The organism is Mesorhizobium sp. M0496, from assembly GCF_040321205.1.
Taxonomy (GTDB): domain Bacteria; phylum Pseudomonadota; class Alphaproteobacteria; order Rhizobiales; family Rhizobiaceae; genus Mesorhizobium.
Genome location: NZ_JAMYRC010000046.1, coordinates 32,709 through 46,581 on the forward strand (window position 1 = coordinate 32,709; position 13,873 = coordinate 46,581).

Sequence of the window (13,873 nt, forward strand, 5' to 3'; positions counted from 1 at the left end):
CTTCCTTGCAGTGCGGTCCCTACCATCCAGTGCCTGTTTCAAAACGTGTTCCGGTCTTGCCGTCGAAGAGATGAATCAAACCCGGCGCGGCGGAGAGCCGTATGATCTCGCCCGGCGTGAAAACATGGCGCTCCCGGAAATTGGCGACGATCTCGTCACCGCCGGCGGTCCGGCCGATGAGCTGCACCTCGGACCCGGTCGGCTCGACCACCACGACGGTGACCGGAATGCCATCGTCGGACGACAAGCGCAGATGCTCGGGCCGTATTCCCAGTACCACCGGATCGCCACTGGCGACGGCCGGCGCGGCGGTCAACGGGAGGGAAATTCCCCCGGCGCCCCGAAAGGACGGGGATCCCTCCGTTGCGATTTCACCCCTGATCAGGTTCATGGCAGGCGAGCCGATGAAGCTGGCGACGAAGAGATTCCTGGGCCTGTCGTAGAGTTCCAGCGGTGGCCCGATCTGCTCGACGATGCCGTCATGCATGACCACGATCTTGTCGGCCATGGTCATGGCCTCGATCTGGTCGTGGGTGACATAGACCGTCGTGGTCTTGAGACGCTGGTGCAGTTCCTTGATCTCGGCGCGCATCTGCACCCGGAGCTTGGCGTCGAGATTGGACAGCGGTTCGTCGAACAGGAAAACCTGCGGATCGCGCACGATCGCGCGTCCCATGGCAACGCGTTGGCGCTGGCCGCCGGAAAGCTGACGCGGATAGCGCGTCAGCAATGGCAGCAGCCCCAGAATTTCGGCCGCGCGCTGGACGCCGGCATCGCTTTCCGCTTTCGAAACACCCTTGAGCATCAGTGAGAACGCCATGTTCTCGGCGACGGTCATGTGCGGGTAGAGCGCGTAGTTCTGGAACACCATGGCGACGTCGCGCTCTTTTGGCGCAACGTTGTTGACGACACGCTCGCCAATCGCGATCTGGCCGCGTGAAATCTTTTCCAGGCCGGCGATCATCCTGAGAAGGGTCGATTTTCCGCAGCCCGACGGCCCGACCAGCGTGACGAACTCGCCGTCTTCTATATCCACGCTGACGCCGTGGAGAATCTCGACAGTTCCGAACGATTTGTAGACATCGCCAATCGCGACAGACGCCATCGATTTCCTCCCGACAGATTCCTGCGACGTCGTCGAAGGGAACCGCATTTCTATCTGGCCGCGACAGCTCCCAGGCTCCTCCCTGGTCACGCGCGATGATGAAACGGTAGCGCTACCAGACCTGCCTGTAAAGCCGGACGGCAAACGCCCTGGACCGCTGGCGCGGGATCGGGGATTGCGGCGCGCTTGACGACAGTGTCCTGCCATCGAGCAGACGCCACGGGCCAGCTGAGGTCATGAGACGCCTGCCGATGGCCAGCAAGAGTTCATTATCTGGGAGAGAGGCCATCGAGAACGAAGCCGAGGCCTTTTCGGAATGCCCCATCCCAATCGCTGTCCAACAGCAGACGAGAGCGTTCGATTGTCGGGTAGTGTTCGCCGAGAATTGTAAGGCGCTGCTGCGCGGCGGTCCTGTCGTCGTCCGAGAGGTCGAAGCTCGCCCGGGTGAGGGTGGCGCCCATTACATAATTCCAGAGCGACCATATCGCGACGTTCAGATCTGCGTCCGCGACACCGGCTCTGGATAATGTCTTGCTCAGCAGTTCCAGGCGACCGAGGATGTTCGGGCCGAGCGCCCGGCGCGGCAACAGCGATGCCGACCAAGGATGGCGCAACATTCTGGCGCGCCAGTCTTCGAGCATATGAATGACGTCTCCGCGCCAGTCTTGAGACTCAACTATTTCAGGCGATCCGCGATATTCGAGCACCGAATCGAGCGCCAGATCAAAGACATCCTCCTTGTTGTCGACGTGCCAATACAGGCTCATCACGCCCGAGCCGAGGTGATCGGCCAGCCGACGCATCGTCAATCCGTCGACCCCCTGTGCGTCCAGCAGGTCCACCGCGGTCGCCACGATACGGTCCCGAGAGAGCGGCGGTTCACTGCTCGCCTCCTGCACGGGCTGGAGCGGCACACCGATCCGTTGAGCCCCTTTGCTTCGGGCGCCGCTGCGTTTGGCTGCCATCCGTCTTCCTCGCTGTTCAGAAACGTCGATTTTGACCGGCAACGCAATGAATGTCGATCTTGAACGATTGACTCGTACGGCGTACCATACGATGACTCGTACATCGCACGATTCATCGTACGGGCGATGTGGTTAAAGTTCAATCATGCTGGCCGCGCGGGTGTTCGCGGCCCGCGGAGCCAAGAGAAAATCATGTCACGCGCAATCAGGCATCTGACTATCGGAGGGCTAATCATCATGACCATCGCAGTTCCCACGGCAGCGACAGCGAAGGAGAATGATCTCAAGCTGACCATCGTCAATCCAAAAACCCTCTACGACCCGTCGCCGAACGGCTACAGCACGGCGGTGATCACGCCCAGCGGAGCCCGGGTGGCCTACATATCCGGGCAGGGCGGCCAGGACAGCACGGGAGGCTTGTCGCCCGACTTCGCTGTCCAGGTTAAGCAGGCATATGCGAACCTGCGCACCGCGCTTGAGGGGATCGGCGCCAGGCCAGATCAGGTCGCCAAGCTCACCGTCTACGTCGTCGATCACGATATGTCCAAGCTTGGGGTGTTGACCAGGAACGTCACGGACATGTTCGGCGAGGCGCTGCCGGCACAGACCCTGGTTCCCGTTCCCAAGCTTGCAATTGACCCCATGCTCTTCGAGGTGGAGGCCACCGTCATCCTGGAATAGCGGGGCCAGATTGCCCCGTGGGCCACAAGCCGGAGCGGGGGCCGGGGACCCGCGAAGAATGGGGCGGAAGTAGAGCCGACATTCATCAACGAGGCCAAGGTCGGTTAAGCTTCGCCCAGGCTCAGGTCTGTTCTTCGGTTTCACTCAAAGCAGAGCCATATTTCGTAGAGAACGATACCCGAACTGGTTCCAAGGTTTAGGCTCTCGATCATCCCGAACATTGGGATTGCTACGCACATCTCGCTGCGCTCGACCGCGAGGGGGCGGATGCCCCGTTTCTCATTACCGAACCAGACAGCAAGTTTTGTGTGCCGGGTATAATCTCCCTCATGCAGGAAAACGCTGGTCTTTCCCTTGATGTGCGGTGAGGTAACGACGGACACAAAGCCATGCTTTTCCAGATGGTTGAGACAGGCGTCAGTGCTGTCGAATCGTTTCACAAACGTCCATTTGACGGCTGATACAGACGTTTCCGAAAGCGATTTCCGCTGGCGCATTTGCTGCCAGTCATCGGGAAGTGCTTTGCGTGGATCGACGATATAGACCCTTTCAACACCGAGAGCATTTGCGTTTCGAATTACCGTTCCTATGTTCCTGATGTCATTCGGATCTTCGACAACGGCTACCAAGTTCTTGCAGCGAAACGATTTGACTCTGAATCCAAGGCCCGTGGGGACTACTATTGGGTCGCCTTGGCACTCCGAACAGATACTAAGACCAAGATCGATCGCCACCACCATAAGGCCGGCGACCGAAAGTCGCATAAGATAGATTATGGAACTGACGCATCGGCCAGGAACTGGAAATTGCCGCTGATTTTCATAGGCTTGAGCCAATTGTGGTGTATTGCCTTGAGCGGATAGCCAACGCTAGGCTGAAGATGGCCAACAGAGAGATCGAAGCGGCGATCGAGGTGTTCGTGCATGGCTACAGCGCCGACAGAAGCCGCACCTTTCCTTACGAGGCCAGCCGCGTCGGACCGTTGTGGCTGATGCGCGACGCCGAGCGCAAGAATCCTCGCGACTACCGCGGCGAGGAATGGGTCGTCCATGACATCGCCGCTCAAGAGGCCGATGCCATCGTGCGGCAGCATGCAAGGCCGGGCTTTGCCGTTTCCGTTGTGATCGCGAACGAGGGATCCGGACGGGCCGACACGAACCGCCTACAAAGCTCTCGGCTACCGGCTGCTTCGGACCGAAGGCTTTTTCGTCCACCGATTGCGCCAGATTCCGAGCCCGCCGGCGGTTGCTTGGGTCGAACGCGTGCAGACAGCCGAACGGGCGGCGCAGTTGGGAAAGATCATCCGCAGGCTGCCGATCGAGGACGATTTGCTTGGCGACAGCGCGCCGTTCCGCCAGTATGTGGCAGTCGATGGTATCGTTGGGCGCGTGCGCAGCCTGGATGCCGTGGGAGCCACGTGGTGTTCGAGCATGTAGGTCGAGCCTTCGCACCGGCGTCGCGGCATTGGCCAGGCTTTGATGTCGAAAATGTTGCACGACGATCGGGCGCGTGGGTCGAGGTGCTCGGTTCTGGCTTCAACCCACGCCGGCGCGCTGCTTTATCCTCGGATGGGCTATGAGCGGATCGGAACGCTGCTGATATTTGCGCCAAGGAGCCGAAAACCCTCATGAAGGTCTATCCACATCGCGCTGATTCATAAGGGATTTCGATCACCATCCCGTCATAGGCCGGCTCGACGTTGGCTGGGGTCTCGGCCATCACCGTGGCGTAGTCGAGCGGTACATGCATATGCGTCAGCACGGCGTTTCCTGGCGCCAGCCGCTCGATCCATTCCAGCGCCTCGCCAAGCGACAGATGACTTGGGTGCGTCCGGTATTGCAACGCGTCGATGATCAGCACGTCGAGGCCCCGCAGCCGTTCGGCGGTGGCCTCCGGAAAGCCACTGATGTCAGGACAATAGGCGAGCCCGCTGATGCGAAAACCGAGTGATATGATGTCGCCATGGATCTGTGGCAACGGCTCGAGGGTGAGGGCACCCCCCTCTCCTTCGATGACCACCGGCCGGGCGTGGTCGATGAGATGCGGCTTGACGATCGGCGGATAGGAACTGCCTTGCGGCGTCTCAAAACAATATCCGAACGCTTCCCGCAGCCGAAGCATGGTCACCGTGTCGGCATGGACATCGATCAACTGCCGCTGGTCGAGGACGAAGCCGCGCAGATCGTCGATGCCATGGATGTGGTCGGCATGCGGGTGCGTATAGACGACCGCGTCGAGACGCCTGACCGAGGCCAGCAGCATCTGCTGGCGAAAATCCGGTCCGGTGTCGATGACGACGGTCGTGCGGCCGCCGTTCGCCGCGATCCGCTCGACGAGCGCGGCGGTGCGCATGCGCCGGTTCTTCGGGTTGTCCGGGTCGCACTTGCCCCAATCGCCGGTGATGCGCGGCGTACCTGGCGATGAGCCACAGCCGAGAATGGTGAGGCGCAGCCGGTCAGTCATCGTTCAGGCACTTTGCTCGGGCCAAGCACTTTGCTCGGGAGGTCGCGGCATCTTGCCGAACAGGCGGAAGAAATTGTTCGTCGTCAGACCACCGATTTCAGTCTCGCCGACGCCGATTGTTTCGGCCAGCACCCTGGCGGTGTGGGCGACATAGGCCGGCTCGTTGCGCTTGCCGCGAAATGGCATGGGCGCCAGGTAGGGCGCGTCGGTTTCGACCAACAGGCGGTCATGCGGCACATCGGCGGCAATGGCACGCAACTCAGCCGAATTCTTGAAGGTCAGGATGCCTGAGAACGAGACGTAACCGCCGAGCGCGACGCCGATTTCGGCGAGCCGGCGCCCCGAGGAAAAACAATGCAGGATGAATGGGAAGGCGCCCTTCCCTGTTTCATTCTCGAGAATAGCTGCCATATCGTCATCGGCATCGCGCGAATGGATGACCAGCGGCAGCCCCGTTTCGCGCGCGGCGGCGATGTGATTGCGAAACGCTTGCGCCTGCACATCGCGCGGCGCCTTGTCGTAGAAATAGTCGAGACCGGCCTCGCCGATCGCCACCACCTTCGGGTGGGCAGCCAAACGAACAAGCTCTTCGGTGGTGACGTCCAGCTCTTCCGCGGCATTGTGCGGATGGGTGCCGACCGAACAGTAGACTTCATCGAAAGTTTCGGCGATTTCAATGATTTGCTGAAACCGCTTCACGCGCGTTGAGATCGTCACCATGCGGCCGATTCCGGCCGCCTTGGCGCGGGCGACAATGGCCGCCCGCTCCTCGGCAAAATCTGGGAAATCCAGATGGCAATGACTGTCGACAAGCATCAGATTTTCGCGTCCGGCTGTTCGACATAACGCGGAAACACGCCTTCCGGCACGGGCAACGCAGTGCCAGGCACCAGCGCATGGTCCGCGTGGACATGCACGAAATCGCGGCTCTCCGCCGGCGCCGCCAGCAGGTCGAGCAGTTTCGTGGCCGATCCCGGAACAAAGGGTTGGCACAAGATCGCCACGCGCCGGACGACTTCCGCGGTGGTCCACAGCACGGTTTCCATGCGCGCCGGGTTGGTCTTCTTCAGCGCCCATGGTGCCTCGCCGGCAAAGTACCGGTCGGCTTCCGCCACCACGTCGAAGATCGCCGCCAGTGCCAGATGAATGCCTTGCCCAGCCATCGCCTTGCGCGCCGTGGCAAGAGCCGCCGCTGCCTGGTCGAGGATCGTCTTGTCGGCTTCCGTCAGGTCGCCGCGCCCCGGCACCACGCCGCCGCAGTTCTTGGCGATCATCGACAGCGAGCGCTGCGCCAGATTGCCCAGACCATTGGCAAGGTCGGCTTTGGTGCGGTTGACGATCGCGTCATGGCTGTAGCTGCCGTCTTGGCCGAACGGCACCTCGCGCAGGAAGAAATAACGCACCTGGTCGAGACCATAGTGCTCGACCATTGCGAATGGATCGACGACGTTGCCAACCGATTTCGACATTTTCTCGCCGCGGTTGAACAGAAAGCCATGCGCGAAAACGCGCTTTGGCAACTCGATGCCGGCCGACATCAGAAAAGCCGGCCAGTAGACCGCATGGAAGCGGACAATGTCCTTGCCGATGATGTGCGTAGCCGGCCAATACTGCCATTTCTCGGCCTCCGTGTCGGGATAGCCGGCGGCGGTGATGTAGTTGGTCAAGGCGTCGACCCAGACATACATCACGTGCTTGTCGTCGCCCGGCACCGGCACGCCCCATTTGAAGGTGGTGCGCGAGATCGACAGATCCTTCAGCCCGGACTTGACGAAGCTCTGCACCTCGTTGCGCCGTTCGGCAGGCCCCACGAAGTCAGGCCGGCTGTCATAAAGGGCCAGCAATTTGTCCTGATAGGCAGAAAGCCGGAAGAAATAACTTTCCTCTTCGTTCCATTCGACGGGCGAGCCAAGCGGTTCGCGACGCACGCCATCCTCGCCGAGCGTCGTCTCACCTTCATCGAAATAGGCTTCCTGGCGGACCGAGTACCATCCGCTGTAGCGGTCGAGATAGATGTCGCCATTGGCGGCCATCGCTTTCCAGATTGCCTGGCAGGATTCGTAGTGGCGCGGTTCGGTCGTGCGAATGTACTCGTCATTCGAGCCTCCCAAAGCCTCGGTCATCGCGCGGAAAATCGCCGAATTGCGGTCGGCCAGCGCCAGAGGCGTTATGCCTTCCTTCTCGGCCGTCTGCTGCATTTTGAGGCCGTGTTCGTCGGTACCGGTCAGGAAGAAGACGTCCTTGCCGTCCAGGCGCTGGAAGCGAGCCAGCGCGTCGGTTGCAATGACCGTATAGGCGTGACCGATATGCGGTTTGCCGTTCGGATAAAAGATCGGGGTGGTGATGTAGAATTTGTCGCGTGACATGAATGAACCGTCATGAATGTCTGAATGGAAAGGCGTGGCGGTGGATATCGCATCGGGGCGGCGATTGCCATCCCGAGGCCGAAAACCCCATCACATTCGCATTGCAGAATTCAGGCGGTCGATCATGGTCAAGGCGTGCTGCTTCTTGTCGAGATTGTAGGTGTCGGTCTCAGATATAGCGTCCAGCGCCTCGTGCCAAGTGTCCGACAGCGTTTTGGCCCGTGCGAGATCGCCCGCCAGCGCCGCCTGGCTAGCCGCGTCCGATAAAAGATCCAGCGCCCGGCGGTTGAAGATATCGAACTGGATCGCCTGGTCGCGGCCGGCCACGGCCTCGGCAAGGCGGAACGCGCCGCCGACATCGCTCTTTCTTCCCGTGACCAGGGCGTCGAGCGTGGAGGCGATCTCCAACCCGCCATACTGCGTCAACAGGATGGCGTTGCGGGCGCTGCCCCCTGCCCGCTCGACCAGCGCCGCGCGTGCCGCCGGATCGCCAGGCGGCGGCGGCTCCGCCGTTTCCAGCACCGCCATCAGCTCGTCGGCGTCGAGTGGCGTCAATCGCACCACCTGACAGCGCGACCGGATTGTCGGCAGCAGGCTGCCCGGTGCGTGGACGATCAGGATGAACAAGGTTCGTGCCGGCGGCTCTTCAAGGTTCTTCAGCAAGGCGTTGGCGGCATTGGTGTTCATGTCATCGGCCGGGTCGACGATGACGACCCGGTAGCTGCCGTCATGCGAGGTCAGCGACAGGAAGCGGCTGACCTTCCGGATTTCATCGACGGTGACGACGGTCTTGAAGCTCTTGGTCTTGTCGTTCAGCGGCCGGGTCAGATGCAGCACGCCAGGATGCGCCCCGGTGGCGATCTGGCGAAACAGCGACGACGCCGGATCGGGAGTGGTAAGACTCTCCGGCGCCTGCGCGAAATCCGGGTGCTTCAGGAGATGATGCGCAAGATGAAAGGCAAGCGTCGCCTTGCCGATGCCGACCGGCCCGGAGAAGATCAGCGCATGCGGAAGCTTTCCCGCACGGTAGGCGGCGGTGAGCATGCCGGCGGCTTGGCTGTGCCCGACCAGAAATGGCGTTTCGGATGGCTCGGGCACGCCGTCCAGCGTGTCGTGCTGCTCCGGGGCGATGCGTTCGAAGATCATGCCGGCGTCGCCTGCCTGTTGCGCGACGGCGTTCTTGCCTCCAGCGCCGCGAACACGGTGGCGGTGACGACATTCTCGACCGCAACCGGATCGGCGGCCGCGTCGATGACGATACAGCGTTCCGGCTCGGCCGCGGCGATCGCCAGGAACGCCTCGCGGCGCGCCTGATGGATCGCCAGCGTCTCTTTTTCGAAGCGGTCTGCGTCTGCGTCGGCACCGCGCCGCAGCGTTGCGCGCCTCAGGCCTTCCGTCGGATCGATGTCGAAGATCAGCGTCATGTCCGGCATCATGCCGTTGATGGCAACCTGCTCCAGCGCATCCATGAACGCCAGATCGATGCCACCGGTGACACCCTGGTAGACGCGTGAGGAATCCAGGAAGCGGTCGCAAAGCACTATGGAGCCACGTTCGACCGCCGGCCGGATGACCTGCTCGACATGGTCGGAACGCGCGGCGGCGAAAAGCAGCGCTTCCATCTTCGGCCCGAACGGTTCGGCGGCGCCCGAAAGCAGCACATGCCTGACCGCTTCGGCGCCCGGCGAGCCGCCCGGTTCACGGGTAAGGAGGACATCGTATTTCTTGGCGCGCATCTTCCTGGCCAGCCGCTCGATCTGCGTCGACTTGCCTGCTCCTTCGCCGCCTTCGAAGGTGATGAAAAATCCGCGTGCCAACCGAGAGGCCTTCTTGTCCATGTATGAATGGGATTGTAGCGCTCTAGATAGTCCGCGTTAGACGAAACGTCCATGCCGTCGATTTTTGCTTTTATGCATCTCGTTTCCCCAAAACCGGGGCCACTTCTGAGCGACATACATTAGCGCAGCCAGCCGACCGCCAGTTCCTTGACGGCGTCGAGCGCGCGCTGCGGCAATGTGCCGACGCCGATCGATTCGGCGGCGAAAAGCGGCGTCTCCTGACTCAGCGTATCGCCGATAAAGACGCGCAGCGCACCCACCGGCTGCCCCTCCTCCACCGGTGCCGCAACTGGGCCGTTGTAGACGATCCTGGCTGTCAGCTTGTCGCGGTTGGTGATCGGCAGGAAGATGTCGATCGGACCTTTGGCCTTTAGCGTCACTCCGGATTTGGCACCGCCGAAAACCTGAGCCTCGCCGACCACTTCGTCCTTGGCGAAGATTTCGGTCTTCTCGAAGGAGCGGACGCCCCAGTCGAGCAGCTTTCGCGCCTCCTCGGCGCGCTCCTTGTCGGAGGCCAGGCCGCTCATCGCCGCAATTACCCGCGTGCCGTTGTGGCTGACCGAGCCGACGATGCCGAAACCCGACGTCTCGCTGGCACCGACCGCCAGGCCGTCGGCGCCGATGTCCATCGCCAGCAGCGGATTGCGGTTCCTCTGCGAGATCTTGTTCCAGGTAAAATCCTTCTGGCCATAGTAGCGATAGAAATCCGGATATTCGCGCCACAGGTGCACGGCCAGCTGCGCCAGCTCACGTACGGTCGTCTGCTGGCCATCCGCCGGCAGGCCGGTCGAATTGACGAAGGTCGAACTCTTGAGGCCGATCTGGCGGGCGCGTTCGGTCATCTGCGCGGCGAAATTATCCTCGGACCCGGACATGCCCTCGGCGATGACGATGCAGCCGTCATTGGCCGCCTGTACGGTCACGCCCTGAATCAGATCCTCGAGCCGGATCGACGACTTGAGCTTGGCAAACATCGTCGATGTTCCCGAAGGCGCCCCACCCTTGCGCCAAGCGTTTTCGCTGACCACGAACGTATCGTCGAGCTTCAGGCGGCCGGACTTGATGGCGTTGAACACCACTTCCATGGTCATCAGCTTGGCCATCGAGGCCGGCGGTATCGGCTTGTCGGCGTTCTTCGAAAACAGCACCGTCCCGGTCTCGGCATCGATCATGAAGACCTGCGTGGCTTTGGTCTCGAACAGCTGCGCACGGGCTGGAGCCTGGGAAAACAGCAGCAGGCCAAAAATCAGAAGCCCGGCGAGAGGCTGGAGCAAGCGCAATTGCATGATGTTCGACCCATTGGCCGGCACGGCCGGCAAGCCCGCGAAAGATATCAGGCTTTTTGCGCGGCGGATCAACCGTGCAACGGAAATCCGGCCTGGCTTGCGCTCAGTTGCGCACAGCCAGCGCATCCGGCGCGCCATGCGACCATGCTGCCTGCAGCAAATCATCCAGGTTGCGTTGGCCATCGGGATAGAGATTGACCGAATACCAGTCCTCGCCATCGAGTTCCGAACGCTGGATCTCGATCTTGCCGAATGCGGCAAGCTGAGCGGCAACGCGCTTGGCCTGCGCTGCATCCTCGAACGAACCCGCAGCGACGTAATCGGTGGACAGACCGGCCGGAGGCGGCTGCCGCTTCCACGATTGAAGGACGTCGGCCGGCGACATTCCGTCGCCGCCCAGTGCGGCGAAGGCATTGGAGGCGCGTTCGACCCGCTCGTCCGCATAGGACAGCGAGGCCACGGCAAACGGCGATTGCCGCGGCAGACTGATCTCCGGGCGTTCCGGCACGATCGGTCCGAAATCGGGCAGCGCCAGATCGCCGTAAGCCGGCGTCTGCGCCGACATGACCGGCTGGACGACCCCGGAATCGGTCAATTGACCCGGAAACGGTACGGCGGCAGTGCCGGCAGTCAGGCTTGGCGAAGGCCCGTTCATCGCGACCATGACGCCGGTCGGCAGCCCATCCGACGGATCCGGCACCCTGTTGCCGGGGTGGTAGGAGGCCATCAGATACTGGTCGTCATCGCCGTCAAGCGGTGCACGGCCGACATACTCGACCTTCACTTGAGCGGTGCCGGTGTTGGCATAGTCAAGCATCTGGGCTGCGCGCTCCGACACATCGATGATGCGGCCTTCATGATACGGGCCGCGATCGTTGACGCGAACGATGACCGAACTGCCGGTCTTGAGATTGGTGACGCGGGCATAGCTTGGTAGCGGCATGGTCGGATGCGCCGCCGTCAGATGCGTCATGTCATAGACTTCGCCATTGGCGGTAAGCCGGCCGTGGAAGGCGTCGCCGTACCAGGAGGCCAGACCGACCTTGGCGTAGCGCTTGTCTTCCCGGGGGTAATACCACTTGCCGCGGACTTGATAGGGCTTGCCGAGCTGATCCCTGCCGCCGCCGCGTTGCATGCGCCCGTTCTGGGAGAACACACGTGGGCTTGCCTTCACGCCATATTCGGATTCGGAGAAATATTCCTTGGAGCGGGTCTTCTTGTAGACCATTGCTTTCGGCTCAGGCTGCGACGCGCAAGCCGCCAGCAAGGCGGCCGACATGGCGAACAACGCGACTGTGGCAGCGCGACGAAGACGCGGGTGCGTCACAGCCTGCATTTTCCTGATGTCCCCTTCAGTCTCGACCTGACACGCCGCGTTCAAGCATCAGAGGAGCCGAAACACTCACTCGCCGAACATAACGACGCCTTGAACCCCGGTCCTTTGTGCGCAGGAATTGTTTATCACGGTATTAACCGATTGTGGCCAGAACCGGGCAAGATTGTGACGCAGTTACCGTGTCGGCACTCCTGAACGGTCACGGCTTTGCGTCGCCCACAGTGACCGCTTCCCTGCCCGACGGCGAGGCCGGCATCATCGGCAACAACAAGATGTAGTCGGTGCGGAGTTATATCGTTTTACACAATCCCTAATTGCTAGACTCGCGCGACGCGCCGGCTGTTAACTTTGCCTCAGGGCGAGGAGGGAAAAGGTAGCGAACTGGGAGGATGTAGTCGCATGAATTACGATTTCGGCATCGGCCATCTATCTGAAGATGATCAGCCTTACGAAGTTACCTCTTTCGCCAAAAAGCATGGCTTAACGATACGAGCTGCGGACGCCGTGCTTTTCGCCAAAGGCCCATCTCGGACGGCCTGCGATGCCGCCGCATTGGCCTTCCTCTGTGCAGTCGCCGCACACGCCAAGAAACAATCGGCGCGCTAACCTTCCGCGATCACGAATCGCGTCGATTCGCTGGCGCGGTCTGGCGCGCCAGGCACGCGACATGGCCGTCATGTGTGCGCCATATCGACGAGGCCGCTTAAGCGAAGGCCTGCCGCCTCATTTGCGAGGCGACAGGCCCTTCCCCAACCCACAATCGTCTTAATGCAATTGCAGTGCCAAATTGATTGACCCATTACGGGTCACTGACCGCACCAGTGCCAAGGCTTTGGCCTTGTCGTTGGTGGCCAGTACGATCCGCCAAATGCTGCCCGGACAGTAGGAAGGTGCCGCAGCAGTGGTTGACGCAGCCCTTAATGCCGCATTACAGGAATGACGCGCGAACCGTTCGGCAACGCCTTCGGTGCCAATCTGGTCCCAACAGGTCAAAACCGGCCGACAGCATAGCGCTTAAGTGATTGAAAAGTCACGATGGAGGAATGGCCGAGCGGTTTAAGGCACCGGTCTTGAAAACCGGCGTGGGTGCAAGCTCACCGTGGGTTCGAATCCCACTTCCTCCGCCATTTTGTTGCGTAACAATTTGAATTACTTACTCTATTTGCCGTCGCCTCAAGGATTTTAGCCTGCCTGTTCGTCGAACAAAACCGAGCAGCCTCGCGCAAGCGCTACTGTTGAGAGAGCATTTGCCATCAGATCATCCGAAGACACGAAATCGCCGGTTAGCACCCGCAACTCTTCCACGCCTTCAGCCATCGACACGAAACTTCCGACCACTCGATCGCGCTTACAATCCTCGACCACGTAAAGCAGATCGACCATTTCGAAGCTGCGCATTTCCAGCCTCCAAAAGAAATCGTCCCTTTCAGGATCATGAAACGCATTGGCGGGAAATAATGTTCCCGACTCGCCTGACTGTGTAAAGAACACGGGCCTGCGGGTGTCCAATGCCTACGCGCATAGAGCAACTGATCGCGTGGCTGCTCGATATTCAGGAAAACCGCTGTGCGCTGTCGGGCATTCCGTTCGATTTCGGCGGGTCGGACGCGGACAAGGCGCTCATGCCTTCTGTCGACCGGATCGACAGCGACGGGCACTACGAAGACGGCAATCTCCAGATCGTCTGCCGATTCATAAATGCATGGAAAAGTGACAGCGATGACGAGGAGTTTCGCCGCCTTTTAGGATCGTGTCCCATGAGGTGGTGTAGCTCGGCGGTAGCGAAGCTGCTCGCGAGCGCGCCGTTGGTAGCGCTGTAGCGAGCGAGCGGCT

The 13,873-nt window shown here is 61.1% G+C and carries 17 protein-coding genes and 1 tRNA gene; 6 read left to right on the forward strand and 12 right to left on the reverse strand.

The window, feature by feature from the left end; genetic code table 11:
* Positions 1-19: 19 nt before the first annotated feature.
* Both NKI73_RS28060 and NKI73_RS28065 read right to left on the reverse strand, forming a co-directional pair.
* The gene (locus NKI73_RS28060; RefSeq protein WP_352634538.1) at positions 20-1,105 is read right to left on the reverse strand and encodes an ABC transporter ATP-binding protein; all 1,086 of its coding nucleotides are present in this window, start codon (positions 1,103-1,105) and stop codon (positions 20-22) included.
* A gap of 269 nt (positions 1,106-1,374) precedes the next feature.
* Positions 1,375-2,070 (reverse strand): TetR/AcrR family transcriptional regulator, encoded by a 696-nt coding sequence (locus NKI73_RS28065; RefSeq protein WP_352634540.1) that lies wholly within the window; start codon positions 2,068-2,070, stop codon positions 1,375-1,377.
* 192 nt (positions 2,071-2,262) lie between these two features.
* Between NKI73_RS28065 and NKI73_RS28070 the strand changes: the two genes are divergently transcribed.
* Positions 2,263-2,751, forward strand: a complete 489-nt coding sequence (locus tag NKI73_RS28070; RefSeq protein ID WP_352634542.1) for a RidA family protein — start codon at positions 2,263-2,265, stop codon at positions 2,749-2,751.
* A 140-nt stretch (positions 2,752-2,891) separates the two neighbouring features.
* On the opposite strand, the gene NKI73_RS28075 is transcribed toward NKI73_RS28070, so the two are convergent.
* A complete protein-coding gene (locus NKI73_RS28075; protein WP_352634544.1) occupies positions 2,892-3,380 on the reverse strand; it encodes a TrmH family RNA methyltransferase in 489 nt (162 codons plus the stop codon).
* Between the two features lie 143 nt (positions 3,381-3,523).
* Positions 3,524-3,844: a hypothetical protein gene (locus NKI73_RS28080; RefSeq protein ID WP_352634546.1), complete on the reverse strand. Its 321-nt coding sequence runs from the start codon at positions 3,842-3,844 to the stop codon at positions 3,524-3,526.
* A gap of 169 nt (positions 3,845-4,013) precedes the next feature.
* Here NKI73_RS28080 and NKI73_RS28085 point away from each other — a divergent pair, with 169 nt between their 5' ends.
* Both NKI73_RS28085 and NKI73_RS28090 read left to right on the forward strand, forming a co-directional pair.
* Positions 4,014-4,187: a hypothetical protein gene (locus tag NKI73_RS28085; RefSeq protein ID WP_352634548.1), complete on the forward strand. Its 174-nt coding sequence runs from the start codon at positions 4,014-4,016 to the stop codon at positions 4,185-4,187.
* 51 nt (positions 4,188-4,238) lie between these two features.
* Positions 4,239-4,382 (forward strand): hypothetical protein, encoded by a 144-nt coding sequence (locus NKI73_RS28090; protein WP_352634550.1) that lies wholly within the window; start codon positions 4,239-4,241, stop codon positions 4,380-4,382.
* A gap of 4 nt (positions 4,383-4,386) precedes the next feature.
* Here NKI73_RS28090 and NKI73_RS28095 read toward each other — a convergent pair whose 3' ends face one another.
* The 7 genes from NKI73_RS28095 to NKI73_RS28125 all read right to left on the reverse strand — a co-directional run bounded on the left by NKI73_RS28095 (position 4,387) and on the right by NKI73_RS28125 (position 12,040).
* Positions 4,387-5,214 carry an MBL fold metallo-hydrolase gene (locus NKI73_RS28095; protein WP_352634552.1) on the reverse strand — a complete coding sequence of 276 codons (828 nt, stop codon included), beginning with the start codon at positions 5,212-5,214 and terminating at the stop codon, positions 4,387-4,389.
* 3 nt (positions 5,215-5,217) lie between these two features.
* The gene (locus NKI73_RS28100; protein WP_352634553.1) at positions 5,218-6,030 is read right to left on the reverse strand and encodes a TatD family hydrolase; all 813 of its coding nucleotides are present in this window, start codon (positions 6,028-6,030) and stop codon (positions 5,218-5,220) included.
* Entirely contained in the window at positions 6,030-7,580 is a 1,551-nt protein-coding gene (gene metG / locus NKI73_RS28105) for a methionine--tRNA ligase (protein ID WP_352634555.1), read from the reverse strand. The genes NKI73_RS28100 and metG overlap by 1 nt, the downstream gene beginning before the upstream one ends.
* Before the next feature lie 90 nt (positions 7,581-7,670).
* Positions 7,671-8,726, reverse strand: coding sequence for a DNA polymerase III subunit delta' (locus NKI73_RS28110; protein WP_352634557.1), 1,056 nt, complete (start codon positions 8,724-8,726; stop codon positions 7,671-7,673).
* Positions 8,723-9,397 carry a dTMP kinase gene (tmk, locus tag NKI73_RS28115; RefSeq protein ID WP_352634558.1) on the reverse strand — a complete coding sequence of 225 codons (675 nt, stop codon included), beginning with the start codon at positions 9,395-9,397 and terminating at the stop codon, positions 8,723-8,725. Before tmk ends, NKI73_RS28110 begins: the two co-directional genes overlap by 4 nt.
* A gap of 140 nt (positions 9,398-9,537) precedes the next feature.
* Positions 9,538-10,704 (reverse strand): D-alanyl-D-alanine carboxypeptidase family protein, encoded by a 1,167-nt coding sequence (locus tag NKI73_RS28120; protein ID WP_352634560.1) that lies wholly within the window; start codon positions 10,702-10,704, stop codon positions 9,538-9,540.
* A 103-nt stretch (positions 10,705-10,807) separates the two neighbouring features.
* The gene (locus NKI73_RS28125; protein WP_352634562.1) at positions 10,808-12,040 is read right to left on the reverse strand and encodes a septal ring lytic transglycosylase RlpA family protein; all 1,233 of its coding nucleotides are present in this window, start codon (positions 12,038-12,040) and stop codon (positions 10,808-10,810) included.
* 399 nt (positions 12,041-12,439) lie between these two features.
* Here NKI73_RS28125 and NKI73_RS28130 point away from each other — a divergent pair, with 399 nt between their 5' ends.
* The gene (locus NKI73_RS28130; RefSeq protein WP_352634564.1) at positions 12,440-12,646 is read left to right on the forward strand and encodes a hypothetical protein; all 207 of its coding nucleotides are present in this window, start codon (positions 12,440-12,442) and stop codon (positions 12,644-12,646) included.
* Positions 12,647-13,077: 431 nt separating this feature from the next.
* Positions 13,078-13,167: transfer RNA gene (locus NKI73_RS28135), tRNA-Ser, on the forward strand.
* A gap of 55 nt (positions 13,168-13,222) precedes the next feature.
* Here NKI73_RS28135 and NKI73_RS28140 read toward each other — a convergent pair.
* On the reverse strand, positions 13,223-13,438 hold the full coding sequence (locus tag NKI73_RS28140) for a hypothetical protein (RefSeq protein WP_352634565.1): 216 nt from the start codon (positions 13,436-13,438) through the stop codon (positions 13,223-13,225).
* 110 nt (positions 13,439-13,548) lie between these two features.
* Between NKI73_RS28140 and NKI73_RS28145 the strand changes: the two genes are divergently transcribed.
* A complete protein-coding gene (locus NKI73_RS28145; RefSeq protein ID WP_352634567.1) occupies positions 13,549-13,860 on the forward strand; it encodes a hypothetical protein in 312 nt (103 codons plus the stop codon).
* Positions 13,861-13,873: the final 13 nt, after the last annotated feature.